At 42.2% G+C, this 23,903-nt stretch carries 25 protein-coding genes; 22 read left to right on the plus strand and 3 right to left on the minus strand.

The genetic code is table 11. The features are described 5' to 3' along the window. The first annotated feature begins 225 nt into the window (after nucleotides 1-225). From HMPREF9184_RS00565 to dnaJ, 14 genes are all read left to right on the plus strand, one after another. The gene (locus tag HMPREF9184_RS00565; RefSeq protein ID WP_000653736.1) at nucleotides 226-5,007 is read left to right on the plus strand and encodes an endo-beta-N-acetylglucosaminidase; all 4,782 of its coding nucleotides are present in this window, start codon (nucleotides 226-228) and stop codon (nucleotides 5,005-5,007) included. 233 nt (nucleotides 5,008-5,240) lie between these two features. Further along, nucleotides 5,241-6,440 carry a phosphoglycerate kinase gene (locus HMPREF9184_RS00570; RefSeq protein WP_001096762.1) on the plus strand — a complete coding sequence of 400 codons (1,200 nt, stop codon included), beginning with the start codon at nucleotides 5,241-5,243 and terminating at the stop codon, nucleotides 6,438-6,440. Between the two features lie 137 nt (nucleotides 6,441-6,577). Then, entirely contained in the window at nucleotides 6,578-7,105 is a 528-nt protein-coding gene (locus tag HMPREF9184_RS00575) for an FUSC family protein (protein ID WP_000540313.1), read from the plus strand. 76 nt (nucleotides 7,106-7,181) lie between these two features. Beyond that, the gene (gene glnR, locus HMPREF9184_RS00580; protein WP_000659541.1) at nucleotides 7,182-7,538 is read left to right on the plus strand and encodes a transcriptional repressor GlnR; all 357 of its coding nucleotides are present in this window, start codon (nucleotides 7,182-7,184) and stop codon (nucleotides 7,536-7,538) included. A 36-nt stretch (nucleotides 7,539-7,574) separates the two neighbouring features. Next, on the plus strand, nucleotides 7,575-8,921 hold the full coding sequence (glnA, locus tag HMPREF9184_RS00585) for a type I glutamate--ammonia ligase (RefSeq protein ID WP_001122884.1): 1,347 nt from the start codon (nucleotides 7,575-7,577) through the stop codon (nucleotides 8,919-8,921). 113 nt (nucleotides 8,922-9,034) lie between these two features. After that, nucleotides 9,035-9,355: a PadR family transcriptional regulator gene (locus HMPREF9184_RS00590; RefSeq protein ID WP_000423986.1), complete on the plus strand. Its 321-nt coding sequence runs from the start codon at nucleotides 9,035-9,037 to the stop codon at nucleotides 9,353-9,355. Next, the gene (locus tag HMPREF9184_RS00595) at nucleotides 9,355-9,930 is read left to right on the plus strand and encodes a DUF2812 domain-containing protein (protein ID WP_033585881.1); all 576 of its coding nucleotides are present in this window, start codon (nucleotides 9,355-9,357) and stop codon (nucleotides 9,928-9,930) included. The genes HMPREF9184_RS00590 and HMPREF9184_RS00595 overlap by 1 nt, the downstream gene beginning before the upstream one ends. Nucleotides 9,931-9,964: 34 nt before the next feature. Beyond that, nucleotides 9,965-10,477, plus strand: a complete 513-nt coding sequence (locus HMPREF9184_RS00600; RefSeq protein ID WP_000836733.1) for a DUF2812 domain-containing protein — start codon at nucleotides 9,965-9,967, stop codon at nucleotides 10,475-10,477. 160 nt (nucleotides 10,478-10,637) lie between these two features. Next, entirely contained in the window at nucleotides 10,638-11,672 is a 1,035-nt protein-coding gene (gene hrcA / locus HMPREF9184_RS00605) for a heat-inducible transcriptional repressor HrcA (RefSeq protein ID WP_000255784.1), read from the plus strand. A 38-nt stretch (nucleotides 11,673-11,710) separates the two neighbouring features. Next, entirely contained in the window at nucleotides 11,711-12,235 is a 525-nt protein-coding gene (gene grpE, locus HMPREF9184_RS00610) for a nucleotide exchange factor GrpE (RefSeq protein ID WP_001288013.1), read from the plus strand. 256 nt (nucleotides 12,236-12,491) lie between these two features. Next, the gene (gene dnaK, locus HMPREF9184_RS00615; RefSeq protein ID WP_000034676.1) at nucleotides 12,492-14,315 is read left to right on the plus strand and encodes a molecular chaperone DnaK; all 1,824 of its coding nucleotides are present in this window, start codon (nucleotides 12,492-12,494) and stop codon (nucleotides 14,313-14,315) included. Between the two features lie 17 nt (nucleotides 14,316-14,332). Continuing rightward, nucleotides 14,333-14,575: a hypothetical protein gene (locus tag HMPREF9184_RS00620; protein WP_000999833.1), complete on the plus strand. Its 243-nt coding sequence runs from the start codon at nucleotides 14,333-14,335 to the stop codon at nucleotides 14,573-14,575. Nucleotides 14,576-14,645: 70 nt separating this feature from the next. Then, nucleotides 14,646-15,278 carry a DJ-1/PfpI family protein gene (locus HMPREF9184_RS00625; RefSeq protein ID WP_000756350.1) on the plus strand — a complete coding sequence of 211 codons (633 nt, stop codon included), beginning with the start codon at nucleotides 14,646-14,648 and terminating at the stop codon, nucleotides 15,276-15,278. 265 nt (nucleotides 15,279-15,543) lie between these two features. Next, the gene (dnaJ, locus tag HMPREF9184_RS00630) at nucleotides 15,544-16,680 is read left to right on the plus strand and encodes a molecular chaperone DnaJ (RefSeq protein ID WP_009444066.1); all 1,137 of its coding nucleotides are present in this window, start codon (nucleotides 15,544-15,546) and stop codon (nucleotides 16,678-16,680) included. A gap of 77 nt (nucleotides 16,681-16,757) precedes the next feature. On the opposite strand, the gene HMPREF9184_RS00635 is transcribed toward dnaJ, so the two are convergent. The 3 genes from HMPREF9184_RS00635 to HMPREF9184_RS00645 all read right to left on the minus strand — a co-directional run bounded on the left by HMPREF9184_RS00635 (nucleotide 16,758) and on the right by HMPREF9184_RS00645 (nucleotide 18,179). Next, nucleotides 16,758-17,417 carry a hypothetical protein gene (locus HMPREF9184_RS00635; protein WP_000865425.1) on the minus strand — a complete coding sequence of 220 codons (660 nt, stop codon included), beginning with the start codon at nucleotides 17,415-17,417 and terminating at the stop codon, nucleotides 16,758-16,760. Nucleotides 17,418-17,480: 63 nt separating this feature from the next. Continuing rightward, nucleotides 17,481-17,759: a hypothetical protein gene (locus HMPREF9184_RS00640; protein ID WP_000777736.1), complete on the minus strand. Its 279-nt coding sequence runs from the start codon at nucleotides 17,757-17,759 to the stop codon at nucleotides 17,481-17,483. Nucleotides 17,760-17,768: 9 nt separating this feature from the next. Beyond that, on the minus strand, nucleotides 17,769-18,179 hold the full coding sequence (locus HMPREF9184_RS00645; protein ID WP_001278313.1) for an HIT family protein: 411 nt from the start codon (nucleotides 18,177-18,179) through the stop codon (nucleotides 17,769-17,771). A gap of 67 nt (nucleotides 18,180-18,246) precedes the next feature. Between HMPREF9184_RS00645 and HMPREF9184_RS00650 the strand changes: the two genes are divergently transcribed. From HMPREF9184_RS00650 to HMPREF9184_RS00685, 8 genes are all read left to right on the plus strand, one after another. Further along, a complete protein-coding gene (locus HMPREF9184_RS00650; protein ID WP_000889943.1) occupies nucleotides 18,247-18,978 on the plus strand; it encodes an ABC transporter ATP-binding protein in 732 nt (243 codons plus the stop codon). After that, nucleotides 18,975-20,024 (plus strand): ABC transporter permease, encoded by a 1,050-nt coding sequence (locus tag HMPREF9184_RS00655; protein ID WP_000653783.1) that lies wholly within the window; start codon nucleotides 18,975-18,977, stop codon nucleotides 20,022-20,024. Before HMPREF9184_RS00650 ends, HMPREF9184_RS00655 begins: the two co-directional genes overlap by 4 nt. A gap of 47 nt (nucleotides 20,025-20,071) precedes the next feature. Then, on the plus strand, nucleotides 20,072-20,866 hold the full coding sequence (gene ccrZ / locus HMPREF9184_RS00660) for a cell cycle regulator CcrZ (RefSeq protein WP_000363013.1): 795 nt from the start codon (nucleotides 20,072-20,074) through the stop codon (nucleotides 20,864-20,866). Continuing rightward, on the plus strand, nucleotides 20,863-21,498 hold the full coding sequence (gene trmB / locus HMPREF9184_RS00665) for a tRNA (guanosine(46)-N7)-methyltransferase TrmB (RefSeq protein ID WP_001266109.1): 636 nt from the start codon (nucleotides 20,863-20,865) through the stop codon (nucleotides 21,496-21,498). Before ccrZ ends, trmB begins: the two co-directional genes overlap by 4 nt. A gap of 126 nt (nucleotides 21,499-21,624) precedes the next feature. Next, nucleotides 21,625-22,104, plus strand: coding sequence for a ribosome maturation factor RimP (gene rimP, locus HMPREF9184_RS00670; protein WP_000338697.1), 480 nt, complete (start codon nucleotides 21,625-21,627; stop codon nucleotides 22,102-22,104). A 42-nt stretch (nucleotides 22,105-22,146) separates the two neighbouring features. Next, on the plus strand, nucleotides 22,147-23,283 hold the full coding sequence (nusA, locus tag HMPREF9184_RS00675; RefSeq protein WP_000032280.1) for a transcription termination factor NusA: 1,137 nt from the start codon (nucleotides 22,147-22,149) through the stop codon (nucleotides 23,281-23,283). Nucleotides 23,284-23,304: 21 nt separating this feature from the next. Next, nucleotides 23,305-23,598: an RNase P modulator RnpM gene (rnpM, locus tag HMPREF9184_RS00680; protein WP_000857566.1), complete on the plus strand. Its 294-nt coding sequence runs from the start codon at nucleotides 23,305-23,307 to the stop codon at nucleotides 23,596-23,598. Then, nucleotides 23,591-23,890, plus strand: a complete 300-nt coding sequence (locus HMPREF9184_RS00685) for a YlxQ-related RNA-binding protein (RefSeq protein WP_001041396.1) — start codon at nucleotides 23,591-23,593, stop codon at nucleotides 23,888-23,890. Before rnpM ends, HMPREF9184_RS00685 begins: the two co-directional genes overlap by 8 nt. Nucleotides 23,891-23,903 lie beyond the last annotated feature (13 nt).

Raw genomic sequence — 23,903 nt, forward strand, 5'->3', positions numbered from 1 at the left:
TCGTCCTTAAAATAGAGTTCTTACCCCAAGTATAAATGTCTGCAAGGATTCTATCCAAATTTTACTGATTATTATCCTAGTTATAGTTTTTGTGTCAAATAGATTGACATCGCTTTCATATAAGATAGAATGAAGATAATCCTGTTCTGATGGTATGCCATGAGAACAGTTGCTTTTTATCTAAAAAAGTAAAGCGATTACTTTTTGTTTTATTAGGAGGATAAGATGAAAGATCTATTTTTTGAAAAACGTTGTCGTTACAGTATTCGTAAGCTGTCAATAGGAGCTTGTTCTTTGATGATTGGGTCAGCTCTATTTGCGAGCCCAGCTCTTGCAGAGCAGGTTGCTGTCCCTGAGGCAGTTTCAAATACGAGCGCCCAAGCTACAAGCGCTAGTGAAACAGCGAGTCCAGACACTGCGACCATCGAAAAACAATTAGAAAAAACTGAAAACAAAGTAGCTGAGCAACCAATTTCAGAAAACACTCCAGCAATAGCTGATTTGCTCAATGAAAAAGAAGAGGCAAAGCCAGTTCCGACAGAAAAAGTTGAGGAGCCAGCTCCAGCAACTGACAAAGAAGGAGTCAAGCCGGAGCAAGCTCCTCAAGTGGTTGACAATAAAGCCGACAAACCAAGTTTAGCAGACGTTCCTAAAAATGAAGAGAAGAGTCTCCGACCAAAAGAAATCAAGTTTGATACTTGGGAAGATTTGTTGAAATGGGAACCGGGTGCGCGTGAGGATGATCCCATCAATCGTTCCTCAGTTGAACTAGCCAAGCGCCATAGAGGTCAGTTGGTTAACGAAAAAGCAAGCAGAAGAGCCAAAGTTCAGGCGCTAGCAAATACCAACTCAAAGGCTAAAGACCACGCTTCTGTTGGTGGAGAAGAATTCAAGGCATATGCTTTTGACTATTGGCAATACTTGGATTCAATGGTCTTCTGGGAAGGTCTAGTTCCAACTCCAGATGTCATTGATGCAGGCCACCGTAATGGTGTGCCTGTTTATGGAACCTTGTTCTTCAACTGGTCAAACAGCATTGCCGACCAAGAGAAATTTGCTGCCGCTTTGAAGCAAGATGAGGACGGTACCTTCCCTATCGCACGAAAACTTGTCGACCTTGCTAAATACTATGGCTTTGATGGCTATTTCATCAACCAAGAAACAACGGGGGAATTGGTAGCACCTCTTGGTGAAAAAATGCGCCAATTCATGCTCTATACAAAGGAATATGCAGCTAAAGTCAACCACCCAATCAAGTATGCTTGGTACGATGCCATGACCTACAAATACGGTCGATACCACGAAGATGGCTTGGGAGACTACAACTACCAGTTTATGCAAAAAGAAGGTGACAAGGTCCCTGCAGATCAATTTTTTGCCAATTTTAACTGGAACAAGGAAAAGAATGACCACTCTGTAGAGATGGCAAAATGGCTGGAACGTAGCCAGTATGATGTCTTTGCAGGCTTAGAATTGCAACAAGGTGGCTCTTATAAGACCAAAGTCAAATGGGATGCTCTTTTAGATGAAAAAGGCAAGTTGCGTTTGTCACTTGGACTCTTTGCACCAGATACGATTACCAGTCTAGGAAAAACAGGTGAAGATTACCACAAGAACGAGGATATCTTCTTCACAGGTTACCAAGGAGATCCGACAGCTCAAAAACCTGCTGATAAAGAGTGGTATGGAATTGCTAATTTAGTTGCGGATCGCACACCAGCTATCGGTCATACTTTCACAACTTCCTTTAACACAGGCCATGGTAGAAAGTGGTTTGTAGACAGCAAAGTTTCTAAGGATTCGGAGTGGAACTACCGTTCTGTTTCAGGTGTCTTGCCAACATGGCGCTGGTGGCAGACTTCAACAGGGGAAAAACTTCGTGCAGAATATGACTTTACAGATGCTTACAATGGTGGTAATTCCCTTAAATTCTCAGGTGATATAGCTGGTAAGACGGACCAGGATGTGAATTTGTATTCTACTAAACTAGAGGTAACGGAGAAAACCAAACTTCGGGTTGCCCACAAGGGAGGAAAAGGCTCGAAAGTTTATATGGCCTTCTCTACGACACCAGACTACAAATTTGAGGATGCAGAGGCATGGAAAGCACTGACTCTTTCTGACAACTGGACAAATGAAGAAATTGACCTTAGCTCACTAGCAGGTAAAACCATTTATGCAGTTAAACTCTTCTTTGAGCATGAGGGTGCTGTAAAAGATTATCAGTTCAACCTAGGACAATTAACAATTTCAGACAATCACCAAGCCCCGCAAGCGCCGACGGGTCTCTCTGTGGTGAAGCAATCACTTAAAAACGCCCAAGAAGCTGAAGCAGTGGTCCAATTTGCGGGTACCCAAGATGCAGACTTCTATGAAGTCTACGAAAAAGATGGAGATAACTGGCGTTTATTGACAGGTTCATCTGCTTCAACCATCTACTTGCCAAAAGTTAGCCGCTCTGCTAATGCGACTGGTACGACTCAAGAATTGAAGGTCGTTGCAGTTGGTAAAAATGGCCTTCGTTCTGAAGCGGCGACGGCATCCTTTAACTGGGGGATGACTGTTCAGGATACGACTCTTCCAAGACCTTTAGCTGAAAATATCGTTCCAGGTGCAAAGGTTATCGATAGCACTTTCCCAAATACTGAAGGTGGAGAAGGTATCGAAGGTATGTTGAACGGTACCATTACTAGCTTGTCAGATAAGTGGTCTTCAGCTCAGTTGAGCGGTAGTGTGGATATTCGCTTGACCAAGCCACGTACCATTGTTAGATGGGTCATGGATCATGCGGGAGCTGGCGGTGAGTCTGTTAACGATGGTTTGATGAACACCAAGGACTTTGATCTTTATTACAAGGATATTGATGGCGAGTGGAAACTAGCTAAGGAAGTCCGTGGCAACAAAGCGCACGTTACGGATATCACTCTTGACAAACCAATCACTGCTCAAGACTGGCGTCTAAAAGTTATCACTTCAGATAACGGGACACCTTGGAAGGCCATTCGTATCTACAACTGGAAGATGTACGAAACCTTGGATACAGAAAGCCAAAATATTCCAATGGCTAAGGTAGCTGCCCGTTCACTTGGAAACCATCAAGTTCAACTAGGCTTCTCTGATGTTCCAGCGGGTGCAACTATCACCGTTTACGACAAGGCAGATTCACAAACACCGATTGCAACTTTGAAGTCTGAAACTGGAGGCGACTTGGCAACAGCACCATTAGCCTTTGACAAGCAACCAAATCTACTCTATTATCGTACCCAACTCCCTGGCAAAGAAATCAGTAACACCTTGACAGTAGCGATTCCGCAGGATGAAAGAAAAATTGCTGCAGTTAGTCTTGAAAAAGGGCCTAAGAAGACAGTTTATAAAGAGGGAGAAAAACTTGACCTTAGAGGCGGCACTCTCCGTGTTCAATACGAAGGGGGACAAGCCGATGAGCTGATCAACCTGACTCACTCAGGTGTGACTGTATCTGGCTACGACGCTCATCAAAAAGGGGGACAAAAGCTCACAGTTAGCTATCTTGGACTTCCAGTTACTGGTGACTTAAACGTACAAGTGACTGGTCAAGATGAAGGGAAGCCGAAAGAAGTAGCAGGTCTGTACATTACTCAGAAACCGAAAACAGACTATCTAGTAGGTGATCAACTGGATCTTGCAGAGGGTCGCTTCAACGTTCTCTATGATGATGAGACAGAAGAAAGTCATGCCTTCACAGATCAAGGTGTTGAAATTACGGGCTACGATGCTCAAAAGACTGGCCGTCAAACCTTGACCTTGCATTATAAGGGGCACACTGTTGAGTTTGATGCCTTGGTTTCTCCAAAAGCAGCTGTTAACGATGAGTACCTCAAACAAGAAATCACTGCTGCCCAAGGCCGTCAGTCAACCCTTGCCTACACCTTCTCAAGTGAGGACAAACAAGAAGCGTTAGTAGAGAAACTCACTGCTGCGAAAACTGTAGCAGAAAACCACAATGCTAGTCAAGAAGAAGTCAACAAAGCCTTGAATGAATTGAAACAAGCAGGTGCGGACTTGGATGGGAAACAACGTTATCAAACTGCTAGAGAAGAATTGGAAGGCTTGCTCGAATCCGTCCGTGAAAAAGATTCTCAAGCTGAGTTGATTGCCCAAGCTGAAACTTTATTGGCTTCAGAGATGCCAACTCCACAAGCTTTTGCGGACATGAAAGAAAAGTTGAATAAGAAACTAGCACCTGCAGAAGAAAGCCATCATGTTGGAAGCATGGATCCAAATGAAGTGGCTCCAACGGTTGAAGCTCTCCCTGAACTAGTTATTGAAACAGAAACGAAAGCCTATGAACGCCAAGAACGTGAGACTCCAGAACTTCTGAAAGGTCAACGTCAACTTGTCCAAAAAGGAGAAGAAGGGCAAATTCGTCGTCTAGTAGAAGTAGATGCCCAAGGCAAACGCACCCTTCGTTCAACAGAAGTTCTTAAGGAAGCTATCCCAGAAATCACAGAAGTTGGTACAAAAGTTCTGTCAAGTAACCAACCGGCTGAGGGAGTAAAAGACCTAGTTTTAGAAATTCCGAAACTAGAAATTGAAGAGGATACAGTGGCCTTCGAACGTCAAGAGCGACCAAATGCAAGCCTTCTTAAAGGACAAGGCCAGCTAGTTCAAGCAGGTGTGGAAGGACAAGTTCGTCGTCTAGTAGAAGTAGATGCCCAAGGCAATCGCACTCTTCGCTCAACAGAAATCCTCAAAGAAGCTCTCCCAGAAATCACAGAAGTGGGAACAAAAGAAGTGGCGCCAAGTCCAGATAAACCTCATGCTGATACCCTCTCTAAAGAGCAAAAGGGACTTCCAGCTACACCAAGTACAAATGCTCCAACTGCAGAAGTATCTGCCAAAGGTGAAGCAGCAAGCAAACAACTACCAAATACAGGAGTAGAAACAGATGCCAGTCTAGTAACACTGGGACTTCTCGGAGTGATGAGTGGCTATGGCTTGCTTGCTAGAAAGAAGAAAGAAGACTAATCGGATTTCCTCTTAACAACTAAAAACAAGGTTTGACTGTAGATTAGTCAGGCCTTGTTTTAATGATTTTATCTCGCATTCATTACTTATTTGATAAGTTTTTTCTAGTTTTGATTTTAAGAAATGCTAGTTTCAGTTGCAATAAAGAACCAGAAAAGTTTAGGGTTTTGCTATCTCTTTTGTTGATTTTGTGATATAATTAACACATATAAAAAAAGAAGGAGTCATATCTAATGGCAAAATTGACTGTTAAAGACGTTGACTTGAAAGGGAAAAAAGTTCTCGTTCGTGTTGACTTCAACGTACCTGTAAAAGATGGCGTGATTACCAACGACAACCGTATCACTGCAGCTCTTCCAACTATCAAGTACATCCTTGAACAAGGTGGACGTGCTATCCTCTTCTCTCACCTTGGCCGTGTAAAAGAAGAAGCAGACAAAGCTGGTAAATCACTTGCTCCTGTAGCTGCTGACTTGGCAGCTAAATTGGGTCAAGACGTTGCTTTCCTTCCAGGAGTAACTCGTGGTGCTGAATTGGAAGCAGCAATCAACGCTCTTGAAGATGGACAAGTTCTCTTGGTTGAAAACACTCGTTTCGAAGATGTTGACGGCAAGAAAGAATCTAAAAACGATCCTGAACTTGGTAAATACTGGGCATCACTTGGAGATGGTATCTTCGTAAACGATGCATTCGGTACAGCTCACCGTGCTCACGCATCTAACGTTGGTATCTCAGCAAACGTTGAAAAAGCAGTTGCTGGATTCCTTCTTGAAAACGAAATTGCTTACATCCAAGAAGCAGTTGAAGCTCCAGAACGCCCATTCGTTGCTATCCTTGGTGGTTCAAAAGTTTCAGACAAGATCGGTGTTATCGAAAACTTGCTTGAAAAAGCTGATAAAGTCCTTATCGGTGGTGGGATGACTTACACATTCTACAAAGCACAAGGTATCGAAATCGGTAACTCACTTGTAGAAGAAGACAAATTGGATGTCGCTAAAGCTCTTCTTGAAAAAGCAAACGGCAAATTGATCTTGCCAGTTGACTCAAAAGAAGCAAACGCATTTGCTGACTATACTGAAGTGAAAGATACTGAAGGTGAAGCAGTAGATCCAGGCTTCCTTGGTTTGGATATCGGTCCAAAATCAATCGCTAAATTTGACGAAGCTTTGACTGGTGCGAAAACAGTTGTTTGGAACGGACCAATGGGTGTATTTGAAAACCCTGACTTCCAAGCTGGTACAATCGGTGTCATGGACGCTATCGTGAAACAACCAGGCGTGAAATCAATCATCGGTGGTGGTGACTCAGCTGCGGCAGCGATCAACCTTGGTCGTGCAGACAAGTTCTCATGGATCTCAACTGGTGGTGGAGCTTCAATGGAACTCCTTGAAGGTAAAGTGTTGCCAGGATTGGCTGCACTTACAGAAAAATAAGCTTTCGTAAATAAAACGATGAAAAGAGGAACTTTGTTTCCTCTTTTTCTTGTAGCTTGAATTAAAAACGTTTCCGATTGATTTTGGCTCATAAAATCAACTAATTTATGATAAAATGGAAATAGAAAGTTGAGATTATGGGTTATTTTAAAAAATATAAATTTGATAAGTCACAGTTCAAGCTTGGTCTACGAACCTTTAAAACCGGAATCGCTGTTTTTTTAGTTCTCTTGATTTTTGGATTTTTTGGTTGGAAGGGACTTCAAATTGGGGCTTTGACAGCAGTCTTTAGTTTGAGAGAGAGTTTTGATAAGAGTGTTCATTTTGGAACATCACGCATTCTAGGAAACAGTATCGGTGGTTTCTACGCTCTTGTTTTCTTCCTCTTAAACACTCTATTTCAAGAAGCCTTTTGGGTGACCTTGCTGGTTGTTCCAATATGTACCATGTTAACCATTATGACAAATGTTGCTATGAACAACAAGGCAGGAGTTATCGGTGGTGTAGCGGCTATGTTGATCATTACCCTATCAATACCAAGCGGAGAAACATTTTTGTACGTGTTTGCGCGTGTATTTGAAACTTTTATGGGTGTTTTTGTGGCCATACTCGTAAATTATGATATTGATCGTTTCAGAAATCTTTTGGAGAAAAAAAGAAAATAATGTTATATTTTATGACATTATTAATTGACGTATATGTTTTTTTAGACTATAATAGACAGAAAGAAGGAAATTGTAAATGAAGGAAAAAGAATTTCGCCGAAATATGGCTGTTTTTCCTATCGGCAGTGTTATGAAATTAACCGATCTCTCGGCGCGTCAGATTCGTTATTACGAAGATCAAGAGTTGATAAAACCTGATCGAAACGAAGGGAACCGTCGCATGTATTCTTTGAATGACATGGATCGTTTGCTTGAAATCAAAGATTATATCTCTGAAGGTTTCAATATTGCTGCTATTAAGAAAAAATATGCTGAACGTGAGGCGAAATCCAAGAAAGCAGTGAGCCCAACGGAGGTGCGTCGTGCGCTTCATAATGAGCTCCTCCAACAGGGACGCTTTGCTTCAGCACAGTCGCCTTTTGGTCGCGGTTAGGCAATCGCAAGTAGTCAAAAATTAAGGAGAAAACTCATGCCAATCACAGCTGCAGATATTCGTCGTGAAGTCAAGGAAAAAAATGTTACCTTTATCCGTCTCATGTTTTCAGATATTCTGGGAACTATGAAAAACGTCGAAATTCCTGCTACAGATGAACAGTTAGACAAGGTCTTGTCAAACAAAGCCATGTTTGATGGATCTTCTATTGAAGGTTTTGTACGTATCAATGAGTCAGATATGTACTTGTACCCAGACTTGGATACATGGACAGTCTTCCCTTGGGGAGATGAAAATGGAAGTGTTGCAGGTTTGATCTGTGATGTCTATACAACAGAAGGTGAACCATTTGCAGGTGACCCTCGTGGTAATCTCAAACGTGCACTTCGTCATATGGAAGAAGTAGGATTCAAATCTTTCAACCTTGGGCCAGAACCAGAATTCTTCCTATTTAAATTGGATGAAAATGGGGACCCAACACTTGAGGTAAATGACAAGGGTGGCTACTTTGATTTGGCGCCTACTGACCTTGCGGACAATACGCGTCGTGAGATTGTGAATGTCTTGACCAAAATGGGATTTGAAGTAGAAGCAAGTCACCACGAGGTTGCGGTTGGACAACATGAAATTGACTTCAAGTATGATGAAGTCCTCCGTGCCTGTGATAAGATTCAAATCTTTAAGCTCGTTGTAAAAACCATTGCTCGTAAACACGGTCTTTATGCAACCTTTATGGCAAAACCAAAATTTGGTATCGCTGGATCAGGTATGCACTGCAATATGTCCTTGTTTGATGCAGAAGGAAATAACGCCTTCTTTGATCCAAATGATCCAAAAGGAATGCAGTTGTCAGAAACGGCCTACCATTTCCTTGGAGGTTTGATCAAGCATGCCTACAACTATACTGCTATCATGAACCCAACAGTTAATTCATACAAACGTTTGGTTCCAGGTTATGAAGCGCCTGTTTACATTGCTTGGGCTGGTCGTAACCGTTCGCCACTTGTGCGCGTGCCTGCTTCACGTGGAATGGGGACTCGTCTTGAGTTGCGCTCAGTAGACCCGATGGCAAACCCATACATCGCGATGGCTGTTCTGTTGGAAGTTGGTTTGCATGGTATTGAAAACAAAATCGAAGCACCAGCTCCTATCGAAGAAAATATCTACATCATGACAGCAGAAGAGCGTAAGGAAGCTGGAATCACAGACCTTCCATCAACGCTTCACAACGCTTTGAAAGCTTTGACTGAGGACGAAGTGGTTAAGGCTGCCCTCGGAGACCACATCTACACTAGCTTCCTTGAAGCCAAACGTATCGAGTGGGCTAGTTATGCAACCTTCGTTTCACAATGGGAAGTTGATAATTATCTTGATCTTTACTAATATAGAAGAAAGATTGCCTGAGGGCGGTCTTTTTTCTTGCGTTTTATATCGAGGTGTGATATATTTTATGTAACGAAGTGCGATATATCGAACTGAATAGGAGGTGGTTGTAAATGGAATTAACGGATAAGATTCGTCGAGTTTATCTTCCGATGACGGAAACGGGCTTTTATATCTTGTTCTGTCTGCAAAAGGAACGTCATGGTTATAGCATTACCCAAAAGGTCAAGGAGATGACAGATTCGCAAGTCTTGATTAGTCCTGGAACTATGTATGGAACCTTGTCAAAGATGGAAAAGGATGGTTTGATTTTCTTTGTCCGAGAAGAAGAAAAACGGAAAATCTATCAGATTACAGACTTGGGACGCAAAGTCTTAGATATTGAATTGAAACGTATTGAACGGCTCTACAGAAACAGTCAAGAGGAACTATGATGGAAAAGAAAATTGTTTATCGACTTGTTACAATTGCGGATTATGAGAGGGAGGCAGTTTTTCTAGGGGAAATGCATTCTAAGGGTTGGAAACTTAGAAAAGTGAGCTATTCTATCTTATTGGCCACAGTTAAGTATATCTTTGAAAAGTGCCAACCTGAGCAAGTATCTTATCAGTTGGATTTTTATCCTATGAAAAAATCAGAGAGAGCCTCCTATTTACAACTATTTAAAGACTGTGGCTGGGAGCATATTACAGACTTTAATGGTTTTTCTTACTTTAGCAAGCCTTATTCCGAAATTGAATCAGATACCGAGTTTGAAATTTATAACGATGCGGCCGGGAAGTTAGCTATGGTCAAACGCATTTTAACAATGCGGATGCTTCCTATTTTGCTTCTCTTTTCAGCTCTACTACCGATTTTCTCAAAGCTTGTCAGTGGAGTTAGTTATTTCAGTTGGGAATTGTTTTTGATTTTCATAATAGATGGTGTTTTATTGATAGTATTTGCGATTCAGATTTCTTATATTCTTTGGAGATTGTTTCAAAAATGGAAAGTATTATCTGATAAATAAAACAATGTATGTTTTCTAATTTGGAGGAAGGATTATGAAAAGTAAAGCACAATTTCGAATTTTCACCATTCTTGATTTGGACAAGGAAGAAGAATATTTACATGAGATGCATTTGAAAGGTTGGAGGTATAGAACGAGTCGTTTTGGTTTTTTCTATTTTGACCAATGTCAACCGGACGATATCATCTACCGTATCTATGATTCTAGATTTCTTAAAAAGTATAAGCATGAACTGCAAGATTTTAGAAATAGAGATTGGGAACTGATAGAAGCAGGTTCTTGTTCAATTCTTCGTAAATCGTCTTCTGATTTACTTCCAGAGGATCAAGTCTATATGAGTAAGACTCTCAGGTGGGAAGTTATGCGGTATAGACTTCGTTCGTGTACAGCTGCTTTCTCGGGTGGTCTTGTTGTTTGTATGAGTTTGTTTCGAGAAGAACTGTCGCAATCTTTCTTCGTCATTTTTGCTCTATATGCCTTTATAATTTCTTATCTATTCTATGGTTTTTTCAGGCTTAGAAGGAAATATCGAGTAGATGGAAGGTAAGTTTCTAGGTCTTCAGACTGATTTTTAGCACTCTCGGCAAAAGAGTGCTAATTTTTTGAGTTTTTGTCTTGACATTCTCTTTCAAGGGTGTATAATAGAATCATGAGTTAGCACTTGAGTGCATCGAGTGCTAATCGATCGGACAGAGAGGAGTGATGAGATGGTTACAGAGCGTCAGCAGGATATTTTAAATCTGATTATTGACATCTTTACCAAAACACACGAACCTGTCGGATCCAAATCCTTGCAAGAGTCTATCAATTCTAGCAGTGCAACCATTCGTAATGATATGGCGGCTCTAGAAAAGCAAGGTTTGCTTGAAAAAGCTCATACTTCCAGTGGTCGGATGCCAAGTGTCGCTGGTTTTCAGTACTATGTGAAACACTCACTGGATTTTGACCGACTGGCTGAAAATGAGGTATACGAAATCGTCAAAGCCTTTGATCAGGAATTTTTCAAATTGGAGGATATTTTGCAAGAGGCTGCTAATTTACTAACAGACCTGAGTGGCTGTACGGTAGTGGCTCTGGATGTTGAGCCAAGTAGACAGCGCCTGACGGCTTTCGATATTGTCGTTCTAGGGCAACATACAGCCTTGGCAGTATTTACCCTAGACGAATCGCGAACGGTTACCAGTCAGTTTCTGATTCCAAGGAACTTCTTGCAGGAAGATTTGCTGAAACTGAAGAGCATCATTCAGGAACGTTTCCTCGGTCACACCGTTCTGAATATTCACTACAAGATTCGGACGGAGATTCCGCAGATTATCCAGCGTTACTTTACAACAACGGACAATGTTATGGATCTCTTTGAACACATTTTTAAGGAAATGTTCAATGAAAACATTGTAGTGGCGGGCAAGGTTAATCTCTTGAATTTTGCCAATCTAGCAGCTTATCAATTCTTTGACCAACCACAGAAAGTGGCTCTGGAAATTCGTGAAGGTCTGCATGAAAATCAAATGCAAAATGTCCGCGTTGCGGACAGTCAAGAGTCTTGTCTAGCTGCTCTAGCAGTGATTAGCAGTAAATTCCTCATCCCTTATCGTGGTTTTGGAATTCTGGCGATTATCGGTCCAGTCAATCTGGACTACCAGCAACTAATCAACCAGGTCAATGTGGTCAATCGAGTCTTAACTATGAAACTCACAGATTTCTACCGCTATTTGAGTAGTAATCATTATGAGGTGAGTTGAACATGAAATTACATAAATTCCTAAAAAGGAGGCGAAAAATGTCTGAGGAAATAAAAAACGAAGAAGTAAAAGAAGAGGAAGTTGTGGAAGCTACTGAAGAAGCTGTAGAAACTACTCCTGAGAAAACAGAGTTAGAACTAGCCAATGAACGTGCGGACGAGTTCGAAAATAAATATCTTCGCGCTCATGCAGAAATGCAAAATATCCAACGTCGTGCCAATGAGGAGCGTCAAAACTTGCAACGCTATCGTAGTCAAGATTTGGCAAAAGCAATCTTACCATCGCTCGACAACCTAGAACGTGCACTAGCAGTTGAAGGTTTGACAGATGATGTGAAGAAGGGCTTGGAAATGGTGCAAGAAAGCTTGATTCACGCTTTGAAAGAAGAAGGAATCGAAGAAATCGCAGCTGACGGAGCATTTGATCATAACTACCACATGGCTATCCAAACTCTCCCAGCAGACGAAGAACATCCGGCAGATACCATCGCCCAAGTCTTCCAAAAAGGCTATAAACTCCATGACCGCATCCTACGTCCGGCAATGGTAGTAGTGTATAACTAGGCTAGAAAACTTGAAAAATCTTGTCCGAAACGACAATAAACTATGAAGAAAGATAAACAATGGTTCAGCTTTAGCAATAGTGAGCGAAGTGAACCAAAGGCGATACTCTTCGCCGTGGTGCTATTTACGCAAACTTTGAGACCTTAGGCTCAAAGTTTAGTCAAAGAGATTGACGAAGTCAAGCTATGACGGCGCCGCCACCTAAGAAGAGTATCAAAAAGAAAAATAGAAAATTAACTAACAAGGAGAACAACACATGTCTAAAATTATCGGTATTGACTTAGGTACAACAAACTCAGCAGTTGCAGTTCTTGAAGGAACCGAAAGCAAAATCATCGCAAACCCAGAAGGAAATCGTACAACTCCATCTGTAGTATCATTCAAAAACGGTGAAATCATCGTTGGTGACGCTGCAAAACGTCAAGCAGTAACAAATCCAGATACAGTCATCTCTATCAAATCTAAGATGGGTACTTCTGAAAAAGTTTCTGCTAACGGTAAAGAATACACTCCACAAGAAATCTCAGCTATGATCCTTCAATACTTGAAAGGCTATGCTGAAGACTACCTTGGTGAAAAAGTAACGAAAGCAGTTATCACAGTTCCAGCTTATTTTAACGATGCCCAACGTCAAGCAACAAAAGATGCAGGTAAAATTGCTGGTCTTGAAGTAGAACGTATCGTCAATGAACCAACTGCAGCAGCTCTTGCTTACGGTTTGGACAAGACTGACAAAGAAGAAAAAATCTTGGTATTTGACCTTGGTGGTGGTACATTCGACGTCTCTATCCTTGAATTGGGTGACGGTGTCTTCGACGTATTGTCAACTGCAGGGGATAACAAACTTGGTGGTGACGACTTTGACCAAAAAATCATCGATCACTTGGTAGCAGAATTCAATAAAGAAAACGGTATTGACTTGTCTACTGACAAGATGGCAATGCAACGTTTGAAAGATGCAGCTGAAAAAGCGAAGAAAGACCTTTCTGGTGTAACTTCAACTCAAATCAGCTTGCCGTTTATCACTGCTGGTGAAGCTGGACCTCTTCACTTGGAAATGACCTTGACTCGTGCGAAATTTGACGACTTGACTCGTGACCTTGTTGAACGTACAAAAGTTCCAGTTCGTCAAGCCCTTTCAGATGCAGGTTTGAGCTTGTCAGAAATTGACGAAGTGATTCTTGTTGGTGGTTCAACTCGTATCCCAGCCGTTGTAGAAGCTGTGAAAGCTGAAACTGGTAAAGAACCAAACAAATCAGTAAACCCTGATGAGGTTGTTGCTATGGGTGCTGCGATCCAAGGTGGTGTCATCACTGGTGATGTCAAAGACGTTGTCCTTCTTGACGTAACACCATTGTCACTTGGTATCGAAACAATGGGTGGCGTCTTCACAAAACTCATCGACCGTAACACAACTATTCCAACATCTAAATCACAAGTCTTCTCAACAGCAGCAGACAACCAACCAGCCGTTGATATCCACGTTCTTCAAGGGGAACGCCCTATGGCAGCAGATAACAAGACTCTTGGACGTTTCCAATTGACAGATATCCCAGCTGCACCTCGTGGAATTCCTCAAATTGAAGTGACATTTGACATCGATAAGAACGGTATCGTATCTGTTAAGGCCAAAGACCTTGGAACTCAAAAAGAACAAACAATTGTTATCCAATCAAACTCAGGATTGACAGACGAAGAAATCGACCGCATGATGAAAGATGCTGAAGCTAACGCTGAAGCAGATAAGAAACGTAAAGAAGAAGTAGACCTTCGTAACGAAGTGGACCAAGCAATCTTTACGACTGAAAAGACAATCAAGGAAACTGAAGGCAAAGGATTCGATGCAGAACGTGATGCTGCCCAAGCTGCCCTTGATGACCTTAAGAAAGCCCAAGAAGACAACAACTTGGACGACATGAAAGTAAAACTCGAAGCTCTCAACGAAAAAGCGCAAGCTTTGGCAGTGAAACTCTACGAACAAGCCGCCGCAGCCCAACAAGCTCAAGCAGGAGCAGAAGGCGCACAAGCAACAGGAAACGCAGGCGATGACGTCGTAGACGGAGAGTTTACGGAAAAATAAGAATTTGAGGTATTGATATGAATGATAGAATTGAATTGGAACTCATCTCTGATGAAACTCATGAAAATGGTACATATGATGAAAGAGTGAGGACTTATAAATGCCCTTGTGGTCAAGGAACTGTTGTCTGGTCTAAAGAACGTCCGAATGGTAGTGGTTACGGTTATGAAGCAACCTTTTCAGATGCATTTTGCTATTGTGACAATTGTGAAGATAAATATGATGTTAGTAAATGGAAAGGCTATGCGATTCCGTTATAAATCATAAAGTATAGAAATCCAGAGGTTGCAACCCAGCCTCTGTTTTTCGATAAAATAGAGGATGTTGCGTATGAAAAAAGTACTTTGTATCATTTATACTAATTTTTCTCTTTATGAGATAACCACTTTAACGAGTACTTTAGCTCTGTCTTTTGATATCACGATTGATTATGTAGCTTCTGAGAATTCGATGGTGGTCTCTGAGGATGGTTTGCCTTGTCAACCGACGAAAACATTGGATCAGATCCGTATAGAAGATTATTCTTGTGTGATTTTGCCAGGAATGGTAAATATAGGTCCTGCTCTACAAGATGAGAAATTGATCTCGTTTTTGAAAAGTCTTAATGAGCAAGATATCCTAATTACAGCCATTTCTTCAGCGCCCCTTTTATTGGCGAAAGCAGGCTTGTTGAAGGACACGAAATTTACAGGTGGAATTTGGCAAAACTTCTTTGACTATTTTGAATTTCTTCCACGTGAGAATTTCCAACCGAAAATTCTTGTCCAAGATAAACAAATCATTACGGCTATCGGTTTTGCACATCAAGAGTTTGCAAGAAAAGTGATTTTCGGTTTAGGGTTGGCAGAGAATACGGACAACTATTTTAAAGAACAGAACGAGTATGCTGAAGAGGATTTGATATTTACTCTATCAGATGAAGAGTTTGATCAAGTGAAGCAGAGTATAGAAAACAGCTTCTAAAGATTTACATAAAAATTATAGAAAGGAACAAGGGTGTTCGAGAAATTGAACTCGAGCTCTGAGCTTTCTTACTCAATATAAAAGAAAGGAATTGAACCCGACTTAAATCGTGGTTTCGTTCCACAATATTAACAGAAAGGAACAAGGGTGTTCGTAATTGAACTCGAGCGGAAAGCTTGGAAATTAGATAAACCTCCTAAGAAATCAGGATTTCTTGTCGGTTTCCTAAATTTCAGTCGCTTTCTGTTCGCTCTTAGTATCTTGTATGAACAATACTGAATTTTATGATCGTCTGGGGGTGTCAAAAAACGCTTCGGCAGACGAGATCAAAAAGGCTTATCGTAAGCTTTCAAAAAAATATCACCCAGATATCAACAAGGAGCCTGGCGCTGAGGAAAAATACAAGGAAGTTCAAGAAGCCTATGAGACTTTGAGTGACGACCAAAAACGTGCAGCCTACGACCAATATGGTGCTGCGGGTGCCAACGGTGGCTTTGGTGGTGCTGGTGGTTTCGGTGGCTTTGACGGAGCAAGTGGCTTCGGTGGTTTTGAGGATATCTTCTCAAGTTTCTTTGGCGGAGGTGGAGCTTCGCGCAATCCAAACGCTCCTCGTCAAGGGGATGACCTCCAGTACCGTGTGAATTTGACTTTTGAAGAAGCCATCTTCGGAACGGAAAAAGAAGTGAAATACAGTCGTGAAGCAAGCTGTCGTACATGTAACGGATCTGGTGCTAAGCCAGGAACAAGTCCAGTCACTTGTGGACGCTGTCATGGTGCTGGTGTCATTAACGTCGATACGCAGACTCCTCTTGGTATGATGCGTCGCCAAGTAACCTGTGATGTCTGTCATGGTCGCGGAAAAGAAATTAAAGACCCATGTACTACATGTCATGGAACAGGTCATGAAAAACAAGCTCATAGCGTACATGTAAAAATCCCTGCTGGTGTGGAAACTGGCCAACAAATCCGCCTAGCTGGTCAAGGTGAAGCAGGCTTTAACGGTGGACCTTATGGGGACTTGTACGTGGTGGTTTCAGTTGAAGCCAGTGATAAATTTGAACGTGAAGGAACAACCATTTTCTACAAGCTGAACCTTAATATTGTTCAAGTAGCTCTAGGAGATACTGTGGAAATTCCAACCGTGCATGGCGCTGTCGAATTGGTTATCCCAGAGGGAACTCAGACTGGCAAGAAATTCCGTCTACGTGGCAAGGGAGCACCAAGCCTTCGTGGTGGTGCCGTTGGTGACCAATACGTTACCGTTAATGTCGTGACTCCGACAGGTTTGAACGACCGCCAAAAAGCTGCGCTTAAAGAATTCGCAGCTGCAGGTGACTTGAAAGTCAATCCAAAGAAAAAGGGCTTCTTTGACCATATTAAAGATGCCTTTGAAGGAGAATAAAGTAAAAAGAGCCGATGGGCTCTTTTTTTGCTATCTTTGAAAATTTAGCGTCGAAAAATCATTTTCCAGTTAGTTTACTATTTATACTTTTGAGTGAGCAAGCCAGCCTCATCCATCTCCCGGATGAGTTGCTTGATTTCCGCTTCTTTGCCAGGCTTAACGGTGATGGTATCAATGTGGTTGATTGCCGAATTATCCTGAATATCCACCAAAGTCAAAGCTTTTTCATAGAATACAATCCCCTTTTTTAGACTTTCCTGATCATTCCAAAAGAGAATTGAGTAATTGGGATTAAATTTCTTTCTGATTTCTTGGAGATACTTCTCGCTTTCTTTCTCTAAAAACTGCAATAAACCATGATTGAACAAGTTATCCCCTACTTTATAGTAGGAAATCTCTCCTGTCTGGAGGACATAGACTTCGAGTCGGTTTTTGGTGAGTTTTGGACTTTCTTTTAGGACGGGGTGGCTATTGATGACCTCATCTGAGAAAGTAACATAAAAATGTAAGCCTCCACCCTCGAATTGATACCTTCCATTTGATTCTACTTTCTCAGGAGGCATGTCAAGAGAGATAAAGATTTGTTTTAAGTCGTCATTCCCTTTTTGGATGTCACTCGGTGAGGCCTTGAAAAGATTCATAAGTAGTAGAAATGCCAGGGCTGCAAGCAGGCAGAGGCAGCCACAAGGGATCGCGATGACCTTAGCTAGAACTTTTAAAAACTGTTTCACTTTCATTCCCTCCCTTTTCTGTTCAAACCTAGTATCCCAAAAAGAGTTTAAGGAAAGTTGGAGATTCTCTTATCCTTGTTTTTCTTCTTGGAGGACTGCCATTCTGGTTTGGAAATCCTTTTCCAAGACTTTGAACTTGTAGGTCAAATCTTTTTGATATTCCTTGATAAGGGCTTTTTGTTGGTCGATGATTTGCAGGCTGTTTTGAATGACATCCAAATCCTCCTTCATAGCTTCGACACGGTCGCTAGTATCCATCAACTCCTCTGTGATGGCTTGGCGATTTTTTATGACAAAATAACTTCCAGCTGCAGCTCCTGCGAATAGCAATAGATTTGATAGTTTCATGGCAACTCCTTAAGCGTTTCTAATAGTTTCAGCGACTTGGGCAAGTTTGTCAAAGTCAGGTTCGTGGGCAATAAAGTCAATCTTGAGGTCATCTTCTGCACCGTAGCGAGGTACGAGGTGCACATGGGTATGAAAGACAGTTTGACCAGCGACTTCCTCACAGTTGGCAATGATATTCATGCCAGCAGCCTTGGTAGCCTTCATAACTTTTTGAGCCACTGTTGGCACTTGGGCAAAGAGTTGGCTAGCGCTCGCAGCATCCATCTCCAAAAGATTGCGGTAGTGCTCTTTTGGTACGACCAAGGTGTGTCCAGGCGTTACTTGAGAGATATCAAGAAAGGCAAGAACCTGCTCATCCTCGTATACTTTTGAAGCAGGAATCTCCCCTGCGATGATCTTACAAAAAATGCAATCTGACATAAAATCCACCTCTACTGTATTGAATTTTGATATAATATAGCTACATTATACCAGATTTGGAGAAAATATGTTAGAAATTAAAAACCTGACAGGAGGCTATGTTCATGTCCCTGTCTTGAAAGATGTGTCCTTTACAGTTGAAAGTGGGCAGTTGGTCGGGTTGATTGGTCTCAACGGTGCTGGGAAATCAACGACAATCAATGAGATTATCGGTCTGTTGACACCTTACAGTGGGGAAATCAAGATTAATGGTCTCACCTTGCGAGAAGATGCGACTAGCTACCGCAAGCAGATTGGCTACATCCCAGAGACGCCTAGCTTGTATGAAGAACTGACCCTCAGGGAGCATATCGAGACGGTTGCCATGGCTTATGGTATTGAGCAAAATATAGCTTTTGAGCGAGTAGAACCTTTGTTAAAGATGTTTCGTCTGGATCAAAAATTAGACTGGTTTCCTGTTCATTTCTCCAAAGGGATGAAGCAGAAGGTCATGATTATCTGTGCCTTTGTGGTAGATCCTAGCCTCTTTATCGTGGATGAGCCTTTCCTTGGGCTCGATCCGCTGGCTATTTCTGACTTGATTCAGCTTTTGGAAGTAGAAAAGCAAAAAGGCAAGTCCATTCTCATGAGTACCCACGTGCTGGACTCTGCGGAAAAAATGTGTGACGCCTTTGTTATCCTCCACAAGGGAGAAGTTCGGGCTCAGGGGAACCTCCAGCAACTCCGCGAGGCCTTTGACATGCCCGAGGCTAGCTTGAACGACATTTACTTGGCTCTAACCAAAGAGGAGGGCCTATGAAAGACTTGTTTCTAAAGCGAAAGCAGGCTTTTCGTAAGGAGTGTGTCGGTTATCTGCGCTATGTTCTCAATGACCACTTTGTCTTGTTCCTGCTGGTTCTCATCGGTTTTCTAGCCTATCAGTACAGTCAACTCTTGCAAGATTTCCCTGAAAATCATTGGCCCATCCTCTTGTGTTTGGGAATTGTATCTGCCTTGCTTTTGGCTTGGGGAGGAATCGCGACCTACATAGCAGCACCTGACAAGCTATTTCTTTTAGTCAGTGAAGAGGAGGTCAAGTTGTACCTCAAAGGGCAGACGTCTCGTTCATTGGTTTTCTGGACAATTGTTCAAACCCTCTTTTTACTCTTGTTTGCGCCTTTGTTTTTAGCCATGGGCTATGGCTTGTCAGTCTTTCTCGTCTATGTGCTTTTATTGGGGATTGGGAAATACCTCCTCTTTCGCCACAAAGCCAGCAAATTTTTCACTGAAACTGGGCTGGACTGGGACTATGTCATTGCCCAAGAAAGCAAGCGCAAGCAAGTCTTGCTTCGTTTCTTTGCTCTCTTTACTCAGGTCAAGGGCGTTTCAAACAGTGTCAAGCGTCGCGCTTATCTGGATTTCATCCTAAAGACTGTTCAAAAGGTGCCAGGGAAGATCTGGCAAAACCTCTATCTTCGCTCTTATCTGCGAAATGGAGACCTCTTTGCCCTCAGTCTCCGCCTCTTACTCCTATCCTTGTTAGCTGAGATCTTTATCGAGCAGTCTTGGATTGCGACGGCAGTGGTGGTTTTGTTTAACTATCTCTTGCTCTTTCAGTTATTTGCCCTCTATCATGCCTTTGATTACCAATACTTGACCCAGCTCTTTCCTTTAGAAAAGGGTGAAAAAGAGAAGGGCTTGAAACAGATTGTGTTCGGTGTGGGAAGTGTAGTTCTTTTGTTGGAATTGCTGGCCGGAGTAGTAGTTTTTCAAGAAAAAATAGCCTTGTTGGTTCTTGTAGGAGCAAGTCTCTTCCTACAATTGTTTTATTTACCTTACCAAGTGAAAAGATTGGTTGACGAATAGACCAAAAACTAGTAGAATAGTAAGGAAACTTTATACGGAGGAAAGAAATGGACTTGGGTGATAATGAGCTAACGCTGACCCCTATACCTGGGAAGAGCGGCAAGGCTTATATGGGAAGCTACCCTGATGGGAAGCGCGTCTTTGTAAAAATGAACACCTCTCCAATCCTACCTGGCCTAGCCAGAGAACAAATCGCTCCTCAATTACTATGGACTCGTCGTTTAGCGGACGGTCGTGATATGTGTGCCCAAGAATGGTTGACGGGCAAAATATTGACCCCGCACGACATGAATCGCAAGCAGATCATCAATATCTTGACTCGTCTTCACCGCTCACGTCCCTTGATGAAGCAGTTGAGCCGTTTGGGATATACCATGGAGACGCCAGTAGACTTGTTGCAGTCTTGGAGGCAAGAAGCACCTGAAGTCTTGAAACGACATCAGTACTTAAATTCGGTGATTGATGATTTGCGCAGAACGGTTCCAGGCTTTAGAGAAGATTATGCAACGATTGTGCATGGGGACCTTCGCCATAGTAATTGGATTGAGACAGAGAGTGGTCTTGTTTATCTAGTGGATTGGGATTCGGTTCGTCTGACGGATCGTATGTTTGATGTGGCGCATTTGCTATGCCACTATATTCCAGATCATCAGTGGCGTCAATGGTTGAGAGACTACGGCTATAAGTACAATCAGACAGTTCTGGAAAAATTGTATTGGTACGGCCAGTATTCTTACTTGAGTCAGATTACCAAATACTTTGTAAATCAAGATTTAGATAATGTAAACCGGGAGATTTATGCCTTGCGTGTCTTCCGTGACAAGTATGGAAAGAAGAGATGAGAGTTAGAAATCGTAAAGGGGCGACAGAGTTACTAGAGGCTAATCCCCAGTATGTTGTCCTCAATCCCTGGGAAGCTAAAGGGAAATGGCGAGACTTGTTTGGAAATGATAACCCGATTCATGTTGAAGTCGGAAGTGGCAAAGGAGCCTTCGTATCTGGTATGGCCAAACAAAACCCTGACATCAACTACATTGGGATTGACATCCAAAAGTCGGTATTGAGTTATGCCTTGGACAAAGTGCTTGAAGTTGGAGTGCCCAATATCAAGTTGTTGTGGGTAGATGGTTCGGATTTGACAGACTACTTTGAAGACGGTGAGATTGGTCGTCTCTACCTAAACTTTTCTGATCCTTGGCCTAAAAAACGCCATGAAAAACGTCGTTTGACCTACAAGAGTTTCTTGGATACCTTCAAGCGCATCTTGCCTGAGAATGGGGAAATCCATTTCAAGACAGACAATCGTGGCTTGTTTGAGTACAGCCTGGTGAGTTTTTCTCAGTACGGCATGAAACTGAACGGAGTTTGGTTGGACTTACATGCCAGTGATTTTGAAGGCAATGTCATGACGGAATATGAGCAAAAATTCTCCAACAAGGGTCAAGTGATCTACCGAGTTGAGGCAGAATTTTAAGAAATAGCTTAAAAACTAGCCGTTTGAGTGCTTATACTTTACATAAATTAACAAACGTGCTATACTGATAGTTAGAATATGAGAAAGAGAGGCGGGGAAATATCTTCGCCTCTTGCTTATGAGGAGGTGGACGCAATCGCAACAATCGTAGAATTAGTCAGAGAAGTTGTAGAACCTGTCATCCAAGCACCTTTTGAACTCGTGGATATCGAGTATGGAAAGATTGGCAGTGACATGATTCTCAGTATTTTTGTAGATAAACCTGAAGGAATTACCTTGAACGATACGGCAGACCTGACAGAAATAATCAGTCCTGTCCTAGACACCATCAAGCCTGATCCCTTCCCAGAACAATATTTTCTAGAAATCACCAGTCCAGGCTTGGAACGTCCTTTGAAAACCAAGGATGCAGTCGCTGGAGTAGTTGGAAAATACATCCATGTCGGGCTCTACCAAGCTATCGATAAGCAAAAAGTCTTTGAAGGAACCTTGGTATCCTTTGAAGAGGATGAGTTGACTATGGAGTATATGGACAAAACGCGTAAGAAAACCGTCCAAATTCCATACAGTTTAGTATCAAAAGCACGTTTAGCAGTAAAACTATAGAAAAGAAAGGATAGCTTTTGAGGATTCAAAAGCAAAGAAAACATGAGTAAAGAAATGCTAGAGGCCTTCCGCATTTTGGAAGAAGACAAGGGAATCAAAAAAGAAGACATCATCGACGCAGTAGTAGAGTCGCTTCGTTCCGCTTATCGTAGACGCTATGGTCAGTCAGATAGCGTAGCTATTGACTTCAACGAAAAAACAGGTGACTTTACAGTTTATACTGTCCGTGAAGTGGTTGATGAAGTATTTGATAGCCGTTTGGAAATCAGCTTGAAAGATGCTCTTGCCATTAATTCAGCCTATGAGCTTGGAGACAAGATTAAGTTTGAAGAAGCACCAGCTGAGTTTGGTCGTGTAGCAGCCCAGTCTGCTAAACAAACCATTATGGAAAAAATGCGCAAGCAAACACGTGCCATCACTTACAATACTTACAAAGAACATGAACAAGAAATCATGTCTGGTACAGTAGAACGTTTTGACAACCGTTTCATCTATGTCAATCTTGGCAGCATCGAAGCTCAATTGTCAAAACAAGACCAAATCCCTGGAGAAGTCTTTGCTTCCCACGACCGTATCGAAGTCTACGTTTACAAGGTTGAAGACAACCCTCGTGGCGTCAACGTCTTTGTTAGCCGTAGCCATCCAGAAATGATCAAACGCTTGATGGAGCAAGAAATTCCAGAAGTTTACGATGGAACTGTTGAAATCATGAGCGTAGCCCGTGAAGCAGGTGACCGTACTAAGGTTGCTGTTCGTAGCCACAATCCAAACGTGGACGCTATCGGGACAATCGTTGGGCGTGGTGGTGCTAATATCAAGAAAATCACCAGCAAGTTCCACCCAGCTCGCTATGACGCCAAGAGCGACCGTATGATTCCTGTAGAAGAAAACATCGACGTTATCGAGTGGGTAGCAGATCCAGCTGAGTTTATCTACAATGCCATCGCACCTGCAGAGGTTGACCAAGTTATCTTTGATGAAAACGACAGCAAACGTGCCTTGGTCGTTGTACCTGATAACAAGCTTTCTCTTGCCATCGGTCGTCGTGGACAAAACGTTCGCTTGGCAGCTCACTTGACGGGTTACCGTATCGATATCAAGTCTGCCAGTGAGTTTGAAGCTATGGAAGAAGCAGGTCAAGTTGATTACGCAGTTGCGGATGAATTGATCGAAGAATAAAAGCTGCTAGGGGAGGGAAAGATGAAAACAAGAAAAATCCCTTTGCGCAAGTCTGTTGTATCCAACGAAGTGATTGACAAGCGTGATTTGCTGCGTATTGTCAAGAACAAAGAAGGACAGGTCTTTATCGATCCGACAGGCAAGGCCAATGGCCGCGGCGCTTATATCAAGCTAGACAATGCAGAAGCCCTAGAGGCCAAAAGGAAGAAAGTCTTTAACCGTAGCTTTAACATGGAAGTTGAAGAAAGCTTTTATGACGAGTTGATCGCTTATGTTGATCACAAAGTAAAAAGAAGAGAGTTAGGACTTGAATAAGCAAAAGATAAGCAATCTCTTGGGTCTTGCTCAACGAGCAGGTAGGATCATATCGGGTGAGGAATTGGTGGTCAAGGCTATCCAAGACCAGAAAGCCAAGCTAGTCTTTCTAGCTCATGATGCTGGTCCCAATCTAACCAAGAAGATTCAAGATAAAAGTGACTATTATCAAGTAGAAGTTATAACCGTGTTTTCAACACTGGAATTAAGCATAGCAGTCGGAAAATCTAGAAAGGTTTTGGCTGTGACAGATGCTGGATTTACAAAGAAAATGAGGTCTCTTATGGAATAGAAGAGGAGGACAT

It is taken from the genome of Streptococcus sp. oral taxon 058 str. F0407 (genome assembly GCF_000235485.1).
GTDB lineage: Bacteria > Bacillota > Bacilli > Lactobacillales > Streptococcaceae > Streptococcus.

What these genes read in the sequence shown, in the direction of transcription:
- HMPREF9184_RS00620 (WP_000999833.1), top strand. Translation starts at nt 14,333, where the DNA reads ATGAATGATAGAATTGAATTGGAACTCATCTCTGATGAAACTCATGAA.
- HMPREF9184_RS00595 (WP_033585881.1), top strand. Translation starts at nt 9,355, where the DNA reads ATGGAAAAGAAAATTGTTTATCGACTTGTTACAATTGCGGATTATGAG.
- grpE (WP_001288013.1), top strand. Translation starts at nt 11,711, where the DNA reads ATGTCTGAGGAAATAAAAAACGAAGAAGTAAAAGAAGAGGAAGTTGTG.
- hrcA (WP_000255784.1), top strand. Translation starts at nt 10,638, where the DNA reads ATGGTTACAGAGCGTCAGCAGGATATTTTAAATCTGATTATTGACATC.
- dnaK (WP_000034676.1), top strand. Translation starts at nt 12,492, where the DNA reads ATGTCTAAAATTATCGGTATTGACTTAGGTACAACAAACTCAGCAGTT.
- HMPREF9184_RS00640 (WP_000777736.1), bottom strand. Translation starts at nt 17,759, where the DNA reads ATGAAACTATCAAATCTATTGCTATTCGCAGGAGCTGCAGCTGGAAGT.
- rnpM (WP_000857566.1), top strand. Translation starts at nt 23,305, where the DNA reads ATGAAAACAAGAAAAATCCCTTTGCGCAAGTCTGTTGTATCCAACGAA.
- dnaJ (WP_009444066.1), top strand. Translation starts at nt 15,544, where the DNA reads ATGAACAATACTGAATTTTATGATCGTCTGGGGGTGTCAAAAAACGCT.
- HMPREF9184_RS00635 (WP_000865425.1), bottom strand. Translation starts at nt 17,417, where the DNA reads ATGAAAGTGAAACAGTTTTTAAAAGTTCTAGCTAAGGTCATCGCGATC.
- HMPREF9184_RS00650 (WP_000889943.1), top strand. Translation starts at nt 18,247, where the DNA reads ATGTTAGAAATTAAAAACCTGACAGGAGGCTATGTTCATGTCCCTGTC.
- HMPREF9184_RS00565 (WP_000653736.1), top strand. Translation starts at nt 226, where the DNA reads ATGAAAGATCTATTTTTTGAAAAACGTTGTCGTTACAGTATTCGTAAG.
- HMPREF9184_RS00645 (WP_001278313.1), bottom strand. Translation starts at nt 18,179, where the DNA reads ATGTCAGATTGCATTTTTTGTAAGATCATCGCAGGGGAGATTCCTGCT.
- HMPREF9184_RS00570 (WP_001096762.1), top strand. Translation starts at nt 5,241, where the DNA reads ATGGCAAAATTGACTGTTAAAGACGTTGACTTGAAAGGGAAAAAAGTT.
- nusA (WP_000032280.1), top strand. Translation starts at nt 22,147, where the DNA reads ATGAGTAAAGAAATGCTAGAGGCCTTCCGCATTTTGGAAGAAGACAAG.
- HMPREF9184_RS00600 (WP_000836733.1), top strand. Translation starts at nt 9,965, where the DNA reads ATGAAAAGTAAAGCACAATTTCGAATTTTCACCATTCTTGATTTGGAC.
- HMPREF9184_RS00590 (WP_000423986.1), top strand. Translation starts at nt 9,035, where the DNA reads ATGGAATTAACGGATAAGATTCGTCGAGTTTATCTTCCGATGACGGAA.
- HMPREF9184_RS00575 (WP_000540313.1), top strand. Translation starts at nt 6,578, where the DNA reads ATGGGTTATTTTAAAAAATATAAATTTGATAAGTCACAGTTCAAGCTT.
- HMPREF9184_RS00655 (WP_000653783.1), top strand. Translation starts at nt 18,975, where the DNA reads ATGAAAGACTTGTTTCTAAAGCGAAAGCAGGCTTTTCGTAAGGAGTGT.
- trmB (WP_001266109.1), top strand. Translation starts at nt 20,863, where the DNA reads ATGAGAGTTAGAAATCGTAAAGGGGCGACAGAGTTACTAGAGGCTAAT.
- glnR (WP_000659541.1), top strand. Translation starts at nt 7,182, where the DNA reads ATGAAGGAAAAAGAATTTCGCCGAAATATGGCTGTTTTTCCTATCGGC.
- ccrZ (WP_000363013.1), top strand. Translation starts at nt 20,072, where the DNA reads ATGGACTTGGGTGATAATGAGCTAACGCTGACCCCTATACCTGGGAAG.
- HMPREF9184_RS00625 (WP_000756350.1), top strand. Translation starts at nt 14,646, where the DNA reads ATGAAAAAAGTACTTTGTATCATTTATACTAATTTTTCTCTTTATGAG.
- glnA (WP_001122884.1), top strand. Translation starts at nt 7,575, where the DNA reads ATGCCAATCACAGCTGCAGATATTCGTCGTGAAGTCAAGGAAAAAAAT.